The organism is Caulobacter sp. X (assembly GCF_002742635.1).
Classification (GTDB): Bacteria; Pseudomonadota; Alphaproteobacteria; order Caulobacterales; family Caulobacteraceae; genus Caulobacter.
In genome coordinates, this window is sequence record NZ_PEGF01000002.1 from 1187150 (window position 1) to 1206466 (window position 19317).

19 protein-coding genes are annotated in these 19317 nt (G+C 68.4%); 15 read left to right on the plus strand and 4 right to left on the minus strand.

The annotated features are described in order from the left end of the window. Positions 1-7: 7 nt before the first annotated feature. Positions 8-1420, plus strand: coding sequence for a UDP-N-acetylmuramoyl-L-alanine--D-glutamate ligase (gene murD / locus CSW60_RS17955; RefSeq protein WP_099538542.1), 1413 nt, complete (start codon positions 8-10; stop codon positions 1418-1420). 6 nt (positions 1421-1426) lie between these two features. Continuing rightward, the gene (locus CSW60_RS17960; RefSeq protein ID WP_099538543.1) at positions 1427-3280 is read left to right on the plus strand and encodes a chloride channel protein; all 1854 of its coding nucleotides are present in this window, start codon (positions 1427-1429) and stop codon (positions 3278-3280) included. Between the two features lie 2 nt (positions 3281-3282). Here the strand turns inward: CSW60_RS17960 and CSW60_RS17965 are convergent, their stop codons facing one another. The 3 genes from CSW60_RS17965 to CSW60_RS17970 form a co-directional block, all read right to left on the minus strand. Continuing rightward, positions 3283-4299, minus strand: a complete 1017-nt coding sequence (locus tag CSW60_RS17965) for a sensor histidine kinase (RefSeq protein WP_099538544.1) — start codon at positions 4297-4299, stop codon at positions 3283-3285. 93 nt (positions 4300-4392) lie between these two features. Then, entirely contained in the window at positions 4393-4524 is a 132-nt protein-coding gene (locus CSW60_RS24265; RefSeq protein WP_255409005.1) for a hypothetical protein, read from the minus strand. 3 nt (positions 4525-4527) lie between these two features. Continuing rightward, a complete protein-coding gene (locus CSW60_RS17970; RefSeq protein WP_099538545.1) occupies positions 4528-4884 on the minus strand; it encodes a DUF6481 family protein in 357 nt (118 codons plus the stop codon). 229 nt (positions 4885-5113) lie between these two features. Here CSW60_RS17970 and CSW60_RS17975 point away from each other — a divergent pair, with 229 nt between their 5' ends. The 4 genes from CSW60_RS17975 (at position 5114) to CSW60_RS17990 (ending at position 8216) form a co-directional block, all read left to right on the plus strand. Further along, complete coding sequence (locus CSW60_RS17975) at positions 5114-5389, plus strand: hypothetical protein (RefSeq protein WP_099538546.1); 276 nt, start codon at positions 5114-5116, stop codon at positions 5387-5389. A 99-nt stretch (positions 5390-5488) separates the two neighbouring features. Then, complete coding sequence (ftsW, locus tag CSW60_RS17980; RefSeq protein ID WP_099538547.1) at positions 5489-6661, plus strand: putative lipid II flippase FtsW; 1173 nt, start codon at positions 5489-5491, stop codon at positions 6659-6661. 1 nt (position 6662) lies between these two features. Further along, positions 6663-7748, plus strand: coding sequence for an undecaprenyldiphospho-muramoylpentapeptide beta-N-acetylglucosaminyltransferase (gene murG, locus CSW60_RS17985; protein WP_099538548.1), 1086 nt, complete (start codon positions 6663-6665; stop codon positions 7746-7748). Between the two features lie 156 nt (positions 7749-7904). Continuing rightward, on the plus strand, positions 7905-8216 hold the full coding sequence (locus CSW60_RS17990) for a hypothetical protein (RefSeq protein WP_099538549.1): 312 nt from the start codon (positions 7905-7907) through the stop codon (positions 8214-8216). A gap of 93 nt (positions 8217-8309) precedes the next feature. On the opposite strand, the gene CSW60_RS17995 is transcribed toward CSW60_RS17990, so the two are convergent. Continuing rightward, a complete protein-coding gene (locus CSW60_RS17995) occupies positions 8310-8813 on the minus strand; it encodes a hypothetical protein (protein WP_099538550.1) in 504 nt (167 codons plus the stop codon). Between CSW60_RS17995 and murC the strand changes: the two genes are divergently transcribed. The 9 genes from murC to CSW60_RS18035 all read left to right on the plus strand — a co-directional run bounded on the left by murC (position 8812) and on the right by CSW60_RS18035 (position 19295). Further along, on the plus strand, positions 8812-10230 hold the full coding sequence (gene murC, locus CSW60_RS18000) for a UDP-N-acetylmuramate--L-alanine ligase (RefSeq protein WP_099538551.1): 1419 nt from the start codon (positions 8812-8814) through the stop codon (positions 10228-10230). The two genes, CSW60_RS17995 and murC, sit on opposite strands and share 2 nt — an antisense overlap. Beyond that, positions 10227-11132, plus strand: coding sequence for a UDP-N-acetylmuramate dehydrogenase (murB, locus tag CSW60_RS18005; protein WP_099538552.1), 906 nt, complete (start codon positions 10227-10229; stop codon positions 11130-11132). Before murC ends, murB begins: the two co-directional genes overlap by 4 nt. 736 nt (positions 11133-11868) lie before the next feature. Continuing rightward, complete coding sequence (locus CSW60_RS18010) at positions 11869-13281, plus strand: M28 family peptidase (protein WP_099538553.1); 1413 nt, start codon at positions 11869-11871, stop codon at positions 13279-13281. A 169-nt stretch (positions 13282-13450) separates the two neighbouring features. After that, positions 13451-14410: a D-alanine--D-alanine ligase gene (locus CSW60_RS18015; protein ID WP_099538554.1), complete on the plus strand. Its 960-nt coding sequence runs from the start codon at positions 13451-13453 to the stop codon at positions 14408-14410. After that, positions 14379-15287: a cell division protein FtsQ gene (gene ftsQ, locus CSW60_RS18020; protein WP_099538555.1), complete on the plus strand. Its 909-nt coding sequence runs from the start codon at positions 14379-14381 to the stop codon at positions 15285-15287. Before CSW60_RS18015 ends, ftsQ begins: the two co-directional genes overlap by 32 nt. Positions 15288-15317: 30 nt before the next feature. Continuing rightward, positions 15318-16643, plus strand: a complete 1326-nt coding sequence (gene ftsA, locus CSW60_RS18025; protein ID WP_099538556.1) for a cell division protein FtsA — start codon at positions 15318-15320, stop codon at positions 16641-16643. Between the two features lie 273 nt (positions 16644-16916). After that, on the plus strand, positions 16917-16982 hold the full coding sequence (locus CSW60_RS23235; RefSeq protein WP_024265820.1) for a hypothetical protein: 66 nt from the start codon (positions 16917-16919) through the stop codon (positions 16980-16982). 34 nt (positions 16983-17016) lie between these two features. Then, positions 17017-18573 (plus strand): cell division protein FtsZ, encoded by a 1557-nt coding sequence (gene ftsZ / locus CSW60_RS18030; protein ID WP_099538557.1) that lies wholly within the window; start codon positions 17017-17019, stop codon positions 18571-18573. A 116-nt stretch (positions 18574-18689) separates the two neighbouring features. After that, positions 18690-19295 (plus strand): hypothetical protein, encoded by a 606-nt coding sequence (locus CSW60_RS18035; RefSeq protein WP_099538558.1) that lies wholly within the window; start codon positions 18690-18692, stop codon positions 19293-19295. Positions 19296-19317 lie beyond the last annotated feature (22 nt).

Below are 19317 nucleotides of genomic sequence, written 5' to 3' on the forward strand. Positions count from 1 at the left end.
GAGCGCGATGATCCCGGTCCGTGGTTTCGAAGGCAAGACCGTCGCGGTGTTCGGCCTGGGCCGCACCGGGCTTACGGCGGCGCGCGCCTTGATCGCGGGCGGGGCGAAGGTCGCCCTCTGGGATGAGAAGGTCGCCAGCCGCGAGGCGGCGGCCGCCGAGGGCTTCCCGGTCGTCGATCTGGAAGCCGCCGACTGGCGCCAGTTCGACGCGCTGATGCTGTCGCCGGGCGTGCCGCTGACCCACCCCAAGCCGCATTGGACCGTGCAGAAAGCCAAGGCCGCCGGCGTCGAGATCCTGGGCGACATCGAGCTTTTCGCCCGCACGGTCGCCGCCGCGCCGGTCCACAAGCGCCCGAAGATCATCGCCATCACCGGCACCAACGGCAAGTCGACGACCACCGCCCTGATCGGCCACCTGTGCGCCTCGGCCGGCCGCGACACGCGGATCGGCGGCAATATCGGCCAGGGCGTCCTGGGTCTCGAAGACATGCACGGCGGCGCGGTCTATGTGCTGGAGCTGTCGTCCTACCAGCTGGACCTGACCTCCAGCCTGCACCCGGACGCCGTGGTGCTGCTGAACATCTCGCCCGACCATCTGGACCGCCATGGCGGCATGGACGGCTACATCGCCGCCAAGCGCCGGATCTTCCTGAACCAGGGCAAGGGCGACACCGCGATCATCGGCGTGGACGATCCCTGGTGCCAGCAGATCTGCACCGAGATCACCGCCGCCAACCGCCGCACCATCTGGCCGATCAGCTCGGGCAAGGCCATGGGCCGGGGCGTCTACGCGCTGCAGGGCGTGCTCTATGACGCGACCGGAGAGCGCGTGGTCGAGGTCGCCGATCTCCTGCGCGCCCGCAGCCTGCCGGGCCGCCACAACTGGCAGAACGCCGCCGCCGCCTACGCCGCCGCGCGGGCGATCGGCATCCCGATGCAGGAGGCCGTCGACGGCCTGATGACCTTCCCGGGCCTGGCGCACCGGATGGAGACGGTCGGCAAGATCGGCAAGGTCCGCTTCGTCAACGACAGCAAGGCCACCAACGCCGACGCCGCCCGCCAGGCGATGTCCAGCTATCCGAAGTTCTACTGGATCGCCGGCGGCGTCGCGAAGGCGGGCGGCATCGACGACCTGAAGGACCTCTTCCCGCGCGTCGCCAAGGCCTATCTGATCGGCGAGGCGGCCGAGCCGTTCTCGTGGACCCTGGCCGGCAAGGCCGAGGTCGCCATGAGCGGGACCTTGGAGCGCGCCGTCCAGCAGGCCTATGCCGACGCCGCGGCCAGCGACGAGGAGGCCATCGTCCTGCTCTCGCCGGCCTGCGCCTCCTTCGACCAGTTCAGCGACTTCGAGCAGCGGGGCGAGGCGTTCCGGGCCGCCGTCAACGGCCTGGTGGCCGGCGGCAAGGCCGCCGTGGCCTAGACGCCCATGACCGAGCCGGCGGAGACGACCAAGCCCGATCCCGCCGCCGAGTCCCGTCATTGGCGACAGGTGCTGCGCACCGCCCTGACCGAGCGCGCGGCCTTTCGCGACGCTCGCCGCCAGGCCTTGCCGTGGCTGGCCTGGCTGCGCCGCCGCACGCGCTCCTCCGAACTCTGGCTGATCGCCGTGGCGACGGTCGTGGGATCGACCGCCGGCGCTCTGGCGGTGCTGCTGGAGAAGATCGCGCACGGCGTCCAGGTCTGGCTGTTCGCCTTCGACCCGAACGAGCGCCTGTCCGCCCAGGCCATGATCGAACCCTGGCGCCTCTTGGCCATTCCGTTGGGCGGCCTGCTGCTGGGCCTGTTCACCGCCCTGGTGCTGCGTTTCCGCCCCAGCCCCGCCGTCGACCCCGTGGAGGCCAACGCCCTGCACGGCGGGCGGCTGTCGGTCCGCGACAGCGCCTTCATCTGCGGCCAGACGCTGATCTCCAACGGCTGCGGCGCCTCGGTGGGCCTGGAAGCGGCCTACGCCCAGGCGGGCGGGGCGGTGGCTTCGTGGGTGGGGCAGAAGCTGAGCCTGCGCCGGGGCGACCTGCGCATCCTGGTCGGCGCCGGCGCCGGAGCGGCGATCGCGGCGGCGTTCGGCGCGCCGCTGACAGGCGCCTTCTACGCGTTCGAGATCGTCATCGGCGCCTACACTGTCGCCAACATCGCCCCCGTGGCCGCCGCCGCCCTGGCGGGCGTGCTGGTGGCCAAGACCCTGGGCTCGACGCCCTATCTGATCAAGACGTCGGTCGTCGCCATCTCGTCCTGGACCGACTACCTGCTCTACGGCCTGCTGGGCCTGGTGGCGGCCCTGTTCGGCGTCGCCTTGATGCGGGCCGTGGCGGTCGCCGACCGCTGGGTCGCCAAGGCCGCGCCGCCCCGCTGGGCCCGCCCCGCGATCGGCGGCCTGGCGCTCGCGGCCATGGCGATGGTCACGCCCCAGACCCTGTCCGGCGGCCACGGCGCGCTGCACCTGGATCTCAACGGCGACCTGCCGCTGAAGATGATCCTGATCCTGATCCTGATGAAGTCGGTGGCCTCGATCATCTCGCTGAGCTTTGGCTTCCGGGGCGGCCTGTTCTTCGCGGCCCTGTTCCTGGGCGCGCTGATGGGCCAGTCGTTCTCGGACGCGGTGGACCTGGTCATCGGAGCGGGGCGACTTGACCCGATCGCCGCCTCGCTGGTCGGCATGGGCGCCCTGGGCGTGGCCATTGTCGGCGGGCCCTTCACCATGTCGTTCCTGGTGCTGGAGGCGACCGGCGACTTCACCATCACGGCCGCGACCCTGGCCGCCTCGCTGATCGCCAGCGCCGTGGTCCGCGAGACCTTCGGCTATTCGTTCTCGACCTGGCGCCTGCACCTGCGCGGCGAGACCATCCGCAGCGCCCACGATGTGTCGTGGATGAGAAACCTGACCGCCGGCCGGATGATGCGTCGCGACGTGAAGACCATCCCCGCCGCCACCACCCTGGCCGAGTTCCGCCGCCGCTTCCCGCTGGGCTCGACCAAGCGGGCGGTGCTGACCGGCGAGACCGGCCGCTATGCCGGGATCGTCGCCACCGCCGCCGTCTACGCCCAGCCGCCCGAGAGCGAAGCGCCGCTCGCCTCGCTGGCCGCCAACGCCGATGTGGCCCTGACGCCGGAGCTGTCGATCAAGGCGATCATGACCGCCTTCGACGAGACCGGCGCGGACGAACTGGCCGTGGTCGATGAAGGCGGCGAGGTCATCGGCCTGATCACCGAAGCCCACGTGACGCGGCGCTACGCCGAAGAGCTCGAGAAGGCGCGGCGGGAGCTGACGGGGGATACGGGGTGATCTCACCCCAGCGGCATGAACGCATCCGCCTTGTCCAGCGCCGACAGCGGGGCGTCGATGGCGCAGCGCAGGCCTTCGGCGCGGTAGTTCACCGACACGGTTCCGGCCAGTTCGCCGGGGAGGGCCGCCTCGATGATGCGCGCGCCAAAGCCCCGTCGCTCGGGCGGGCGGACGGGCGGGCCGCCGCTCTCGCGCCATTCGATGTGCAGGCGATCTTCCGGCTCGATCGTCCAGGCGACGTTCACGTGGCCCGTCGGGGTCGATAGAGCCCCGTACTTCAGCGCGTTGATCGCCAGTTCGTGGAAGGCCAGGGCCATGACCACGGCCGTCTTGGGCGAGACCTTCAGGTCGGGGCCCGTGACGGTCAATTGGCCGGGGTTCGAGCGATAGGGGATCACCGAGCCGTCGACGATCTGGCGCAGGCTGGCGGCGGACCAGTTCTGATCGGTCAGCACGTTGTGGGTGGCGGCGATCGCCATCAGCCGGCCTTCCAGCGCGTCGCGCACGGCGGTGTCGACGCCGGCGTTGCGCAGGGACTGCTTGGTGATCGACTGGATCGTGGCCAGGGTGTTCTTCACCCGGTGGTTCAGCTCGTTGACCAGCAGTTGGCGGTGGCTCTCGGCCAGGCGCGCGCCGGTCACGTCGCGCGAGGTTGCCAGGACCCGGACGACCTTGCCCTCGACGACGATGGGCGAGACCGTGGTGTCCCACCAGCGCGGCGCGCCCTTCACGGTCGGGTTGAAGGCCTGGAACGAGACCGCTCGGCCGGCCAGGGCCGAACGCAGGGCGTCCTCGACGGTCTGGCGGCTCTCGGGGGGCCACATGTCCGGCCAATAGCGGTTGCGGTTGCGCCCCTCGAAATCCTCGATCTCGAGCAGCTGTTTGCCGCGGGCGTTCATGTATTCCACATGACCCTCGGCGCTGATCACGCGGATGCAGTCCTGGCTGGCCTCAATGACGCTTAGGAAGTAAGCGCCCGCGCCCTCGAGGATTGTCTCGTCAGATCCGCCGTCGGCCACAAATCGCTCCCGCTATGAGAGCATGATTACCTTCCCGTGTGGGAATTCAAGCGAAGCCTTGCCCGGATGTTCGCCAGAGCAAGGCTCCACCGTCTAGGCGTCGCTGTTGGAGGCGTCTTCGTCATTGGCCGGCGGTCGCTTGGCGGCGGCTTTTTCGGCCGCCTTGGCGGCTTTCTGACGCTCGCGCTCCTTGCGCTCGAAATCGTAGTTCGGTTTGCGAGCCATGGATCACCGCGCCTTGCGAGCGGCGTAGCGCGCGTCGCGCTTGGCCTTGGCTTCGGCGGCGGACAGCGCCTTGCGTTCCTTGCGCTCGCCGCGCTTGGCCGACAGGGCTTCCGCCGCGAGGGCGGCTTCGGCGTTGATCACGGCCTGGGCGGCGTCGGCGACCGACTGGCGGCGGGCGTCGCGGGCTTCGTTCCGCGCCTGCCGCACCTGGGCCAGTTCGGCCGCGCGCAGGGCGGCGCGTTCCTCGAAGCGCGGGTCTGTATTGGCGGGGCGCGGCTTGAACTTGGCCAGCAAAGCGGCCTTGGCGTCAGCGGCCGTCTTCTGTCGTTGCGAGTGGTCGATATCTTGCGATGAAAACATGAGGTCTTTCGTGAGAGCGAACGGAATTCGTTCGGCATTTCGGGGCGCGAGCATGAAAAAGCGCGCCGCACGTTCGAGAAATCTAACAGATAATCGCCGCGCGAGCTAATCAATTAGGCGCCGAGATCGAATAGTTCGCTCAAAGGTGGCGGCGTTTTTCTGATTTATATTTTGTGAAATGCTCTCCGAAGGGTGTAGGAAGTCGCCTCCGATTTCGAGGTTTTTATTGATGGCGTTCAACAAGATCCCCAAGACGCCGCGCACGGGGCAGGGCGCGCTGGGATTGGCGGGCGAGGAGCAAGCGGTGGCCTTCTCGGTCCTGTTCGCCGACGGCCAGAGCGCCAAGAAGGGCGGCAAGGGCAGCATCGTCGCCGAGGCGGAGATCTTGAGGCGCGCGTTTCGGGCCGGCGAATGCCGACTGACCCTGGATGACGGCGTCGTGCTGCGGGTGGCGGTGATCGCTCACACCGAAGGCGGCGATACGGCCTATTTCGAGTTGCGCTGAAGCCGCGATGGGCGGAGTCTCCCGCCTATCCGCCGCTTTTCCACCGCATGACTCTGGTCAAGCAAGGTTTGATTAACCCTGCGATCCGACTCTCCGCCCATGGCCTCCAACGCGACACACGCCTTCGCCCGCACCGACCGCACCGCGCTCGGCCTGTGGTGGTGGACGACGGACCGCTGGCTGCTGGGCGCGACCGCCATCCTGGCGACCCTGGGCATGCTGCTGTCGTTCGCCTCCAGTCCGGCGGCGGCTCAGCGCATCGGCATCGACGACCAGTTCCACTTCGCGATCCGCATGTGCTTCTTCGCCAGCGCCTCGTCGGTGCTGATGCTGGTCGTCTCGATGCTGTCGCCCAAGGGCATCCGGCGGGCGGCCTTCTTCATCTATATCGGCGCGATCGCGATCATGATCGCCCTGCCGTTCATCGGTCACAACGCCAAGGGCGCGACCCGCTGGCTGCAGTTCGGCGGCTTCACCCTGCAGCCTTCGGAGTTCATGAAGCCGGCGCTGATCGTGCTGGTCTCGTGGATGTTCGCCGAGGGCCAGAAGGGCGAGGGGGTGCCGGGCGTCTCGATCGCCTTCCTGCTCTATTTCATCGCCGTGGCCCTGCTGCTGGTGCAGCCGGACGTCGGCCAGACCGTGCTGATCACCGTGGCGTTCGGCGCGGCCTTCTGGATGGCCGGCGTGCCGATCTCGTGGATCATGGGCCTGGGCGGCGTCGCGATCGCGGGCCTCTGCTCGACCTATTTCCTGTTCGACCACGTGCACGCCCGCGTGCAGAAGTTCCTCAGCCCCGACCAGGCCGACACCCACCAGATCACCCGCGCCGCCGAGGCCATCCGCGCCGGCGGCCTGTTCGGCCGGGGGCCGGGCGAGGGGGTGATGAAGCGCCACGTGCCCGACTTGCACACCGACTTCATCTATTCGGTGGCGGCCGAGGAATATGGCCTGGTGTTCTCCTGGGCCCTGATCGCCCTGTTCGCCTTCGTCGTGGTGCGCGGCCTCTACAAGGCCATGAAGCTGAACGATCCCTTCGAACAGGTCGCGGCGGCCGGTCTTTTCGTGCTTTTGGGTCAGCAGGCCATCATCAATATCGCGGTGAACTTGAACATGATCCCGACCAAGGGCATGACGCTCCCGTTCATCAGTTACGGGGGCTCTTCGATGCTCGCGATGGGTTTGACGCTGGGCATGGCCCTGGCCTTGGTGCGAAAGCGTCCCGGCGCTTACGGCGTGACGGGCGAGCTCGCCCCTCAGGGCGCCTACGCCTGACATGAACAAGCTTGCTGTCGTCGCCGCCGGAGGTACCGGCGGGCACCTGTTTCCCGCTCAAGCCCTGGCCGAGGCGCTCGCCGCCCGCGGCTGGCGCATCGTGCTGGCCACCGACGAGCGCGGCGCGCTCTATGCCGACAAGTTCCCGGCCCAGGAGCGCCTGGCCCTTTCGGCCGCCACCGCCAAGGCCAATGATCCTCTGGGCATGGTCAAGGCCGGCTTTGTCGTGCTGCAAGGCGTGCTCGAGGCGCGGGCGGCGTTCAAGCGTCTCGATCCGGCCGTGGTCGTGGGCTTCGGCGGCTATCCCGCCTTGCCGGCCCTGCTGGGCGCGCTGAGCCAGGGACGGCCCACCGTTATTCATGAACAGAACGCGGTGCTGGGTCGGGTTAACCGCTTCCTGGCCCCGCGGGTCGACGAGGTCGCCTGCGCCTTCCCGACCCTGGAGATGGCCAAGCCCGCCGTGAAGGCCCGCGCCCACGTCGTCGGCAACCCGGTCCGTCCGCCGGTTCGCGCGCTCTACGACGTTCCGTATATGCCGCCCGAGGTGCAGCTGCGCATCCTGGTCACGGGCGGCAGCCAGGGCGCGCGCCTGCTGTCCGAGCTGATCCCCGAGGCCGTGGCCAAGCTGCCCGAGGACCTGCGTTCGCGCCTGAAGGTCTTCCAGCAGGCCCGGCCCGAGAGCATGGAGCAGGCCCGCAAGACCTACCGCAACGCCATGGTCGATTGCGAAGTCGCGCCGTTCTTCCGCGACATGGCCGGCTATCTGCGCCAGTCGCATCTGGTGATCGGCCGCTCGGGCGCCTCGACCTGCACCGAGCTGGCCGTGGCCGGCCGGCCCTCGATCCTGGTGCCGCTGAAGATCGCCGCCGACGACCACCAGCGCTTCAACGCCAAGCTCCTGGAGGAGGCGGGCGGCGCGGCGGTGTGCCTGGAGGACGAGCTGACGGTCGACGCCATGGCCGGCGCGCTCAACGCCCTGCTCAAGGATCCCGAGCGCCTGGGCCGGATGGCGGCGGGCGCGCGCTCGGCCGCCAAGCCGGACGCGGCCGAGGCCCTGGCGGATCTGGTGGAAAAGGCGGCGCGCTAAACGCCCGGTCCGGCGGCGCGCGGCTTAAGCTTAACGTCCGCGCGCCATTCACCATATTCGCGAACAATTAACCGCGATGCTTGGCCGTTCATTAGCTCTTCTCTGCGACAAACCGCACATCAGTTTGGTTCGCCGCACACAAGGGATGGGCGTCTTATGAAATTCTCTATCGCGATCGCGGCGGGTCTCGCCGGCAGCTTCTTCGTCGCTCAGGCCGCTTCGGCCGCCGGTGGTTTCGAAGACCAAATGGGCCGCTGCCTGCAGCAATTCGCCAACACCCGCGACGCCGCCCAGGTGATGCTGGAGTGCAACGCGGCCGACGGCAAGCTGTCGGACTGCAAGGTCGTCGACAACAGCGCCGCCGGCAAGGGCTTCGACAAGGCCGCCATGTGCATCGCCGAAAAGCTGCCGATGGGCGCCAAGACCGGTTCGGTGAAGGTTCCCTTCCGCTTCCCGGGCGGCGCGTAAGCATCGCTTAGGTTGGCGAGCCGGCGCGTAAGCGTCGCCTAGCCTACGAAATGAAGAGCCCCCGCCGGACCGCTGGCGGGGGCTTTTTCGTGTTCAGGGTTCGGCGCCGGTCTCGATCAGAGGGCGGCCGAGGTTGACCGCCTGTTCGACGCTGGTCGCCACCGGGACCTTGGCGAACGGCCGCCAACCGTCGCAGATCACCTTGGCGACCGCCTCGTCCGTGCTTCCCGCCGGCAACGGCTGAGCCGGTCGTTGGTCGCCGGTCAGAGGGCCTTCGCGGCCGCCGGCCCGGATACTGGAAAAGCCCGCGTGGGCGATCGTCCGGGCCTGGCAGTCGATCACCTCGTGACGCCAGCCGCCCCAGAATTCCTCCGCGCCCGCCTTGAAGCCGCCCTCCGCGACCTGCAGCACGCGAAGCTTGGCCACGCGGCCCGTCCACTGGACGCCGCCCATGTCGACGAACACGGCGAAGCGCCCCACGTCGGCCAGCCGAAGCTCAAGCGGGGAGGGCGCTTGGGCCATAGCCGGCCCCGTCCACAAACTGAGGGCGATCAGGGCGTTTCGCGCCGCGCGGAATTGGTCTAATCGGCTCGTCATGATCCAGCGTCGACGCCCCGTCCCCTTCGAACTCGGCCCCGTGCACTTCATCGGCATCGGCGGCATTGGCATGTCCGGCATCGCCGAGATCATGCTGCGCATCGGCTACACCGTTCAGGGTAGCGACGCCAAGGCCAGCGCCAACACCGAACGGCTCGAGAAGCTCGGCGCGCGCATCTTCATCGGCCATGACGCCGCCCACGTCGAGGGCGCTTCGGCCATCGTCTATTCGACGGCCGTGAAGGCCGACAACCCCGAGATGGTCGCCGGCCGCGACAAGCGCCTGCCTTTGGTCCGTCGCGCCGAGATGCTGGCCGAGCTGATGCGCCTGCAGTTCTCGGTGGCCGTGGGCGGCACGCACGGCAAGACGACTACGACCTCGATGGTCGCCGCCCTGCTGGACGCCGGCGGCCTGGATCCCACCGTGGTCAACGGCGGCATCATCAACGCCTACGGCACCAACGCCAAGGTCGGCGAGGGCGACTGGATCGTCGTCGAGGCCGACGAGAGCGACGGCTCGTTCCTGCGCCTGAAGTCCACGGTGGCGATCGTCACCAATATCGACGCCGAGCACCTGGACCATTGGGGCGACTTCGACGCGGTGAAGAAGGGCTTCCAGGACTTCATCCAGAACATCCCGTTCTATGGCTTCGCCGCCGTCTGCATCGACCATCCGGAAGTGCAGGCCCTGACCTCGCGGATCGAGAACCGCCGCCTGGTGACCTACGGGACCAATCCGCAGGCCGAGGTGCGAGTCTCGAACATCGAGATGGGCTCCGACGGCGCCAAGTTCGACATCGTGGTCTCGCCGCGCGACGGCGAGGTCGTCCGCTATGACGGCCTGAAGATGCCGATGGCCGGCCACCACAACGTGCTGAACGCCGCCGCCGCGGTGGCCGTGGCGCGCGAGCTGGGCGTTGACGCCGAGGCCATCCGCAAGGGCCTGGCCGGCTTTGGCGGGGTCAAGCGCCGCTTCACCACCACGGGCGTCGCCAATGGCATCCGCGTGGTCGACGACTATGGCCACCACCCGGTCGAGATCGCCGCCGTGCTGAAGGCCGCCCGCGCGGTGTCGACCGGCAAGGTGATCGCCGTGGTCCAGCCGCACCGCTACACCCGCCTGCGCGACCTGATGACCGAGTTCTCCAGCTGCTTCAACGACGCCGACACGGTGATCGTGGCCGACGTCTATTCGGCCGGCGAGCAGCCGATCGAGGGCGTCAGCCGCGACGCCCTGGTCGAGGGGCTCAAGAAGTTCGGCCACCGCCGCGCCATCCCGCTGGAAAGCCCGACGGCCCTCCCGCGCCTGATCGCCGCCGAAGCGACCAGCGGCGACCTTGTCGTGCTGCTGGGCGCCGGCGACATCACCACCTGGGCCTATGCGCTGCCGGGGCAGCTGGAAGCGCTGTCCAAGTGAGCTGGAAGGCCAACCTCCCGACCGTCCGCGGCAAGCTGCTGATCGACGAGCCGCTGGCGCCGTTCACCTGGTTCCGGGTCGGCGGTCCGGCCGATGTCGTGTTCCTGCCGGCCGACGAGCAGGACCTGTCGGACTTCCTGAAGGCGCTGGACCCGTCGGTCCCGGTGATGGCGATCGGCGTGGGATCGAACCTGCTGGTCCGCGACGCCGGCGTCGACGGCGTGATCATCCGCCTTGGCAAGGGCTTCAACGCGGTCGAACCGCTCGGCGGCAACCGCATCCGGGCTGGCAGCGCCGTGCCGGACGCCATCCTGGCCCGCAAGGCGGCCGAGGCGGGCATCGCGGGGCTGGAGTTCTATGTCGGCGTCCCCGGCACGATCGGCGGCGCGGTGATCATGAACGCCGGCTGCTACGGCTCCGAGACGGTCAACGTGGTCAAGTCGGTGCGGGTCATGGACCGCGCCGGCGTCGTGCGCGAGCTGGCGGTCGAGGACCTGCATTACACCTATCGCCACAGCGCCTTGCAGGACGGCGACACGGTGATCGTGCTGGACGCGGTGTTCGAGGGGACGGCGGACGAGCCCGAGGCGATCAAGGCCCGCATGGCCGAAATCACCGCCCGGCGCGAGACCACCCAGCCGATCCGCGAAAAGACCGGCGGCTCGACCTTCAAGAACCCGCCGGGCCACTCATCGTGGAAGCTGGTCGACGAGGCCGGCTGGCGGGGGAAACTGTTCGGCGGGGCGATGTTCTCACCCTTGCACAGCAACTTCCTGATCAACACCGGCGAGGCCACGGCGGCCGACCTGGAAGGCCTGGGCGAGGCGGTGCGCGCCGACGTCAAGGCCAAGACCGGCGTCCAGCTGGACTGGGAGATCAAGCGGATCGGGCGGGCGGGGTAGGGGCTTAACTCTCCTCCCCCACCGGGGGAGGGGGACCAGCGAAGCTGGTGGAGGGGCCCCTGTGCGGCGGGATTACATCCTGTGGGCTGTTGAGTTCGCGCCTTTGAACTGACTGAGACCGTCGCCAATTCGGCTGGCCCCTCCACCGCCGTTCGGCGGTCCCCCTCCCCCAGAGGGGGAGGAGAGGAAAAGTACGAGCGTTCGCGGCGCTCTATGATCCGCGTATCCGGAATCGAACCGAACGATTTCAAAGACTTCCCACTTTTACACGCCGCTCTGTGATCCGCGTTGAATCCCGCCTCATACTCTTCCTCACCCGATGGCTTGGAAGGGACGTCCGGCCGGCGATCGCGACGGCCGTCGGGGGTGGTCGAGCGGGACAAGGTTCGGGCTGAAATCGCCCGGACGGTCCGGGGACCGGGTCGCCAGCCCGGCCCGCCCGCCGGGGGCCTCTTTCGGAAGCGGGTTAAAACCCCGCGCGTCGAAGGCTCACCGGATAACGATCGCGCGGAGCGCTCAGGCTTCGTCGAAACGGTAACAACTCTATCCTCATCCGGACGAATGTCCGGGCGCTCCGCATCCCCTTCCGACCCTTCAGCGGCCCGCCGCGTGAAGCGGCGAAGTCGCGCGCCTGTTCACTTCCTAGGCTTGCAGGCCCTATGGCGCCCGTAGCGCCTTTGCTGACTCCCCGTGGCGCGAACCGGTGCTATGACTCCCATGCCATTGGGGAGAGTCCTTGCTCATGTACCGTCGCTTACTGGCCGCCTCGGCCGTTTTCGCCCTGCTTTCGGGCGCCGCCCACGCTCAAGACGTCAAGACCGCTGAAACGCTGCGGGACAAGGCGCTGCTGGACCGCACCGCCTGGGAGATCACCGAAGATCTCACCACCACGATCGGTCCGCGTCTGGTCGGCTCGCCGGCCATGGAGCGCGCCAAGGATTGGGGCGTCGCCAAGTTCAAGGCGCTGGGCTTCACCAACATCAAGGTCGAGCAGTTCGCCAAGCCGTCCTGGACGCGCGGCGAGGAGAGCGGCGAGCTGGTCGCGCCCTATCCGATGAAGCTGAACGTCCTGGGCCTGGGCCGGACGGTCCCGACCCCGCCCGAAGGGATCGAGGCCGACGTCGCTCTCTTCCGCACCTTCGCCGATCTGGTCGCCGCGCCGGAAAGCGCCGTGAAGGGCAAGATCGTCGTCATCACCCAGCCGATGGTCCGCACCCAGGACGCCTCGGGCTACGGCGTCGCGGGCATTTCGCGTCGCGCCGGCCCGACCGAGGCCGCCAAGCGCGGCGCGGTCGCGATCCTGATCCGCTCGATCTCGACCTCGGACTCGACCGTGCCGCACACGGGCGTCACCGCCTTTGGCCCGGACGTCGTCACCGTGCCGTCGGCCGCCATCGGCGTGCCGGAGGCCGAACAGCTGGAGCGTCTGGCCAAGAAGGGCCCGCTGCGCATCAAGCTGAAGCTGGCCTCGACCACCGATCCCAACGACGTGGCCTGGAACATCTCGGGCGAGATCAAGGGCTCGGAGAAGCCGGACGAAGTGATCGTCATCGGCGGCCACCTCGACAGCTGGGACGTCGGCACCGGCGCGCTCGACGACGCCACCGGCATCGCCATCACCACCGCGACCGCCAAGCTGATCGGCGATTTGCCGAAGCATCCCAAGCGCACGATCCGCGTCGTGATGTTCGGCTCGGAAGAAAGCGGCGGTTCGTCGGAAGCCTATCTGGCCGCGCACAAGGACGAGGTCGCCAAGATCGTGCTGGCCGGCGAGAGCGACGAGGGCGCCGACAACATCTTCGCGCTGAAGCTGCCGGCCGGCGCGCAAGGCACGCCGTTCGCCACCACGGTGGCCAACGTCTTGTCGCCGCTGAAGATCATCGTGTCGCGCGATCCGGCCCGCGGCGGCGGCGCCGACATCTCGGGCCTGGAGCAGGCCGGCGTTCCGTCGGTCGAGATGCGCCAGGACGCCAGCCGCTACTTCGACTACCACCACACCATGGATGACACCCTCAACAAGGTGCGCCCGAATGAACTGGCCCAGAACGTCGCCGCCTGGACCAGCCTGATCTATCTGGTCGCCGACAGCGACATCGACTTCCGCGCCTTGAAGCCGGCCGGCGCGCCGGCCCCGGCGGCGTCGCACTAAGGTCTACCACCAAGGCTCTCCCTTCCCCCTCGATGGGGGAAGGGTAGGGATTGGGGGTGTTGGCACGGCCTGTCCGCCTCTCTAGGAAGGGCGCTAAGGCGTCCGAAGCGGCGCGATCACCCCCACCCAACCCTCCCCCATCGAGGGGGAGGGCTTCTTAGAGCGCCAAATGACCGACCAGCCTCTCTCCGGCCGCCACATCGCCGTCCTGCTGGGCGGTCCCTCGTCGGAACGCAAGGTCAGCCTGGTCTCGGGCGCCGCCTGCGCCGACGCGCTGGAGCGGCTGGGGGCCAAGGTCACGCGGATCGACGCAGGGCCCGACATCGCCCAGGTGCTGACGGCGACCAAGCCGGACCTCGTCTTCAACGCCTTGCACGGCGAATGGGGCGAGGACGGCTGCGTCCAGGGCGTGCTGGAGACGCTGAAGCTGCCCTACACCCACTCGGGCGTGCTGGCCTCGGCCCTGGCGATGGACAAGGCCAAGGCCAAGGCTGTCTTGGCGGCGGCCGGCGTCGTCGTGCCCGGCGGCGGCCTGTTCAACCGTCACGAGGTGGCCCGCGACCACGTCATCCCGCCGCCCTATGTGGTCAAGCCGAACGCCGAGGGTTCCTCGGTGGGCGTGTTCATCGTCAAGGAAGGCGCCAACCGTCCGCCCGAGGAAGTCGGCGCTCCGTCGTGGACCTTCGGCGAGGAGGTCATGGTCGAGCCGTACATTCGCGGCCTGGAACTGGCGGTCGCCGTGATGGGTGAGGCGAATGGTCCCAGAGCCCTCGCGGTTACCGATATTCGTGCATCCACAGGTTTTTATGACTACGAGGCCAAGTACTCGGAAGGCGGCTCGATCCACGTCCTGCCGGCCCCAATCCCTGATGGCGTAAGGGATCGCGCGATGCGGATGGCCGAGTTGGCGCACTCCGCTCTTGGTTGTCGAAGTGTGACTCGGTCCGACCTTCGTTATGACGACATTAACGACATTCTGGTCCTTCTAGAGGTCAATACGCAGCCCGGCATGACTCCGACCTCGCTCGCTCCCGAGCAGGCCGCCCACGTCGGGATTCCGTTTGATCAGTTGGTTCTATGGATCGTGGAGGACGCTTATGCCCGCCGTAACGCGGGGGGGACCGCCTAAGCCTAGGCGACCTCGGGCCGAAGCGCCCGCAAGTCCGAGCAAGGGCCGGGCCGCGCCGCGAGGCGCGCAGCCGGCCGCCAAGCTGCACGCCGCCAAGGGCGTGGGCCTCTCGCCCACGGTCGCCCTGAGCGTCGCGGGCGCGGCTCTGGGCCTCGGACTGGTGGTGATGCTCGCTACAGGACACCGCGCCGAGCGTATCGGCGCGTCGATGGCCCGTGGCGTCGACGGCGCGTTCGCCTCGGCCGGGTTCAAGCTGAAGACGGTCCACATCCGCGGGGCGTCTTCGACCGCCCAGGCCGACATCCTGAAAGCCTCGGGCCTCTATCTCGACCAGCCGACGCTGGGCATGGATCTGGCGGGCGTGCGCCAGCGGGTGCAAGGCGTGGGCTGGGTGAAAGACGTCCAGGTCGTGCGCATGCTGCCCGACACCGTGCTGATCTCCGTCCAGGAGCGGCCGGCGCTGGCGGTCTGGCAGAACCAGGGCCGGATGAAGGTGATCGACGCCGAGGGGCGGGTGATCAACGAGGCCGACCCCGCGCGCTTCCCGCAGCTGCCGCTGGTGGTCGGGCAGGGCGCCGACCAGGCCGCGGGCCTGATCCTGCCGGCGGTGGCCTCGCGTCCGCGCCTTCGGGATCGTCTTGAGGCGATGGTGCGGGTGGACGACCGCCGCTGGGATCTTCGGCTGAAGGACGGATCGCTGATCCAGCTTCCGGCCATTGACGAAGAATCCGCGCTGATTCAATTGGATCAGCTCGACCAGCGGCAGAGAATCCTGGACATGGGTTTCGCGCGGATCGATCTGCGCGACCCCGAAATGGTGGCTGTGAGACCTCGCGACGCGGCGCTGCCTGGGCAGCCCGCGGCCGGCGGGGCGTAATGGACTTGATGGGCTGAGGTGACGATAGCGATGTCGCGAATGGAGGACCGGAAACAGGCTCGCGAGGGCCTGAAGGCGACGCTTGTGCGCCAGCCCGCCATCGCGGCCGTCGATCTGGGCGCGTCGAAGGTGACGTGCTTCATCATGAAGCCCGACGGCATCCACCGTGAGAACCGCACCCTGACGACCTCCGGCGTCGGCTATGTCCAGTCGCGCGGCGTGCGCGGCGGCGCGATCGTCAACCTCGACGAAGCCGCCCAGGCCATCGCCCAGGCCGTCGAGCGCGCCGAGACCGTGGCCGGCGTTAACGTCCAGGGCGTCAGCGTCTGCACCGCCGGCGGCCAGCTGGCCAGCCACCGCGTCCACGCCCAGGTCTCGCTGGGCGCCCGCCCGATCTCTGACGGGGACCTGTCGCGCGCCATCGCCTCGGCCCTGGCCCAGGTGCGCATCCCCGGCCGCAAGCCGATCCATCTGCTGCCGATCGCCTGGTCGGTCGACGGCCAGCGCGGCATCCGCGACCCGCGCGCCATGTTCGGCCGCTCGCTAGGGCTGGAGTTGCTGGTCGTCTCGGTCAACGAGAACATCTTCCACACCCTGGCCCACTGCGTCGAACGCGCTCACTTGTCCTTCGAGGGCATCGTCGCCGCGCCGTTTGCCTCCGCGCTCGCCGCGCTTGAAGAGGACGAGATGGACCTGGGCGCGGTCTGCATCGACATGGGCGGCGGCTCGACCTCGGTGGCGGTGTTCAACAACGGCGCGCTCTGCCACGTCGACAGCCTGGCCGTCGGCGGCGGGCACGTGACTCAGGACATCGCGCGCGGCCTGCAGACCTCGGTGGTCGGCGCCGAGCGCATCAAGACCCTGCACGGCAGCGCCATCGCCTCGGCCAACGAGGACCGCGAGATGATCGAGGCCCCGCCGCGCGGCGACGATCCGGGCGCGGGTCCGGTCATCGCGCCGCGCTCGCTGCTGAAGGGCATCATCCAGCCGCGCGTCGAGGAAACCCTGGAACTGCTGCGCGAGCGCCTGAAGGCCTCGGGCGCGCCGGTCGAGCCGGGCGCGGGCATCGTCCTGACCGGCGGCGCCAGCCAGCTGGCCGGCGTGCGCGAAGTGGCCGTGCGCGTCTTCGATCGTCCGGTTCGCCTGGGCCGTCCGCGTCGGGTGCCGCACCTGGCCGACGCCGCCTCGGGCCCGGCCTTCTGCGCGGCCGCCGGCACGTTGCACCGGACGGCCTTTGGTCCGCGCGAAGCCGTCTCGTCCAAGGCCCTGGCCGGCGGCGTGGCCCGCAAGCGTCCGCTGGATCCGAACGCCAGCCCCATCTCGCGCGCCGCCGCCTGGCTGCGCGACAACCTCTAGGTCGAGGCCGCTTCGACCTTCAAACCTTAAGCGTGATTAACTCTACTGTTTAACTTTAAAGGCCCCTCCGAGCACCTCGGACGGGCCTTTTTTGCTGCTCAAAGCGTGGCTATTCGCCAGAATAGAGACTCAGCGGCGTTCGGTCGCAGATGTCTGTGGACGCTGTCCGGGCCCTTGGTTCGCTTGGGTTTTCTGTTGATAGACCACAATTTATCCCAAGGCCGCGCTCGACCAGACCCCGACTCAGATTATGCAGTTAACTGCCGATTAACGATGGTGGTTGTTCTGTTAACACGATCGTCGAGGCATCCCCGGCGATTGGGTGTCGCCGAGGTCTAATTTGACGATTTCGGCGTAAGGACGCGAGGGTCCCATGGCTATTTCTCTTTCCGCGCCGCGTACGACCGAGCTGAAGCCGCGCATCGTGGTCTTTGGGGTCGGCGGCGCTGGCGGCAACGCCGTGAACAACATGATCGAGGCGGGCCTCGAGGGTGTCGAGTTCGTGGTGGCCAACACCGACGCTCAGCAGCTGCAGTTCGCCAAGACCGATCGGCGGATCCAGCTGGGCGTGCAAGTGACGCAAGGCCTGGGCGCCGGCGCGCACCCGGAAGTGGGCATGAGCGCCGCGGAAGAGTCCTTCCCGGAGATCGGCGAGCACCTCGACGGCGCGCACATGGTCTTCATCACCGCCGGCATGGGCGGCGGCACCGGAACCGGCGCGGCCCCGATCATCGCCAAGTGCGCCCGCGAGCGCGGCATCCTGACCGTCGGCGTCGTGACCAAGCCCTTCCACTTCGAAGGCCGTCACCGCATGCGCCTGGCCGATAGCGGCATCCAGGAGCTGCAGCGCTACGTCGACACCCTCATCGTCATCCCGAACCAGAACCTGTTCCGCGTCGCCAACGAACGCACGACCTTCGCCGAAGCCTTCGGCATGGCCGACCAGGTCCTGCACTCGGGCGTCCGCTCGATCACCGACCTGATGGTCCTGCCGGGCCTGATCAACCTCGACTTCGCCGACGTCCGCACGGTCATGACCGAGATGGGCAAGGCGATGATGGGAACCGGCGAGGGCACCGGCGAAGACCGCGCCCTGATGGCCGCTCAGAACGCCATCGCCAACCCGCTGCTGGACGAAGTCTCGCTGAAGGGCGCCAAGGCCGTGCTGGTCAACGTGACCGGCGGCATGGACATGACCCTGCTGGAAGTCGACGAGGCCGCCAACGCGATCTCGGACCAGGTCGATCCGGAAGCCAACATCATCTTCGGCGCGGCCTTCGATCCGTCGCTGGAAGGCGTGATCCGCGTGTCGGTGGTCGCCACCGGCATGGACGGCGCCTCGATCGCCCAGATCGAGCCCAAGCCGGTCACCCGCAACACCACCACCCAGCCGCTGATCGCCGACACCACCCGTCCGGCGCCGCAGCCGGAACCGGCCCGTCCGACCGCCCGATACGAAGCCGCGCGTCCCGCGGAGCGTCCCTCCGCGGCGTTCTCGTCGGCCTTCGCCCCGGAACCCGCGCCGGCCCCGGCTCCCGAGCCCGAGATCGTCATGTCGGCCCCTCAGCCGGAGCCGGAAGCCGAGCTCTACTATGAGGAGCCGACCGTAGCTGAAGAACCGCGCGTGGCCCAGCCGGCGGCCCGGCAAGTGAACCGCATCGTCGACCCGCTGGTCGATGAGGTCGCCGACGAGCCGCTGTTCCCGGAAACCGGCAACTACTACGAAGAGCGTCGTCCGCAAAAGCAAGGCGGCTGGCTCTCGATGTTCGGCGGCGGTCGTCAACGCTACGAGCAGCAGGCCTCGGCCCCGCAGCCGCAAGCCCGCACCACCCAGAGCGTTCGCCCGCAGCTGGCGCCGGTGGAAACGCCGCAGACCGACGATGGCGAGGACCTGGAAATCCCGTCCTTCCTGCGTCGCCTGGCCAACTGAAAGGCGGACCCCAAACGGGGACCTCGATAACTCAAACGCCCCGGAGGAAACTCCGGGGCGTTTTGCTTTAGCGGCGCCGCGCATACTGTTCGCCGGCCATCTGGAAGAAGCCGTCCATGACCCAGCGCATGAAGGAAATCGCCGACGAGATCGTCGGCCTCCAGGCGGAACTTGACCGCGAGATCGAGCGGCGGCGCAGGGCGCTAGGCTGGACCCTTTCCGAGAAGATCGGCGAGTTCGAAATGGGCGTGGCGGCCCAGCATCGCCGGTTGCGGCTGAACCTGGTCAAGTTCTTTGGCCGCACCTCGCCCGCCGTCGTATTGACCGCGCCGGTGATCTATTCGCTGATCATTCCGCTCCTGCTCGTCGACGTATGGGTCAGCGCCTATCAGGCGATCTGCTTTCGCGCCTATGGCATCCCGAGGGTCCAGCGTCGCGATTACATCGCGCTCGACCGTGATCGGCTGGGCTATCTGAATGTGATCGAGCGGCTCAATTGCACCTTCTGCGGCTACGCCAACGGCGTGATCGGCTATGTGCGCGAGGTGGCCAGTCGGACCGAGCAGTACTGGTGCCCGATCAAGCATGCCGTGAAGGTCACTGACCCGCATCGGCGCTATTACGAATTCCTGGAATTTGGCGACGCCGAGGGCTATCGCGCCCGGCTGAACGATTTCCGCGCCAGGCTGCGTGATGACACGCCGCCGGCGGCGCCGAACTGAACTCGAAAGCTGCGCATCACAC